Origin of the sequence: Pedobacter sp. BG31 (assembly GCF_042464845.1) — a bacterium.
In the GTDB taxonomy this organism is placed as follows: Bacteria; Bacteroidota; Bacteroidia; order Sphingobacteriales; family Sphingobacteriaceae; genus Pedobacter; species Pedobacter suwonensis.
Window position 1 is genome coordinate 1 of the sequence record NZ_JBHNZK010000062.1, and the last position, 408, is coordinate 408.

The following is a 408-nucleotide window of genomic DNA, read 5'->3' on the forward strand; positions in this document are numbered from 1 at the left end:
GAGACATGCACCAACATAAGTTAAGGTATAATTGCTGCTTAAAGCCAGTGTGCCCGGGTTGATCGCTTAAGTACCCACATTCTCGCCAGGTGTCCTGGTCAGGCTTCCGCTGAAACTGTCTCCGGTTACCAGTGCCGGAGCAAAGGTATAGGTCAGTGCAGGATCGGCATCACCATAGGTTTTGCTCTTAGCTGCAGCCGTTACCGTAATGGTTTTCGCACTGATCGTCAGATCAGCACCAACATAAGTTAAGCTGTAATTGCTGCTTAGTGCAAGTGTTCCCTGGTTGATTGCATAAGTACCCACGTTCTCGCCTGGTGTTCTGGTTAAGCTTCCGCTGAAACTGTCGCCGGTTACCAGTGCCGGAGCAAAGGTATAGGTCAGCGCAGGATCGGCATCGCCATAGGT

General features: G+C 51.0%; 1 protein-coding gene. It reads right to left on the reverse strand.

What is annotated here, in order from left to right:
* Positions 1 to 66 precede the first annotated feature (66 nt).
* A partial coding sequence (locus tag ACFE6N_RS23550; RefSeq protein WP_378940382.1) for an MBG domain-containing protein occupies positions 67 to 408 on the reverse strand: 342 nt, incomplete at its 5' end.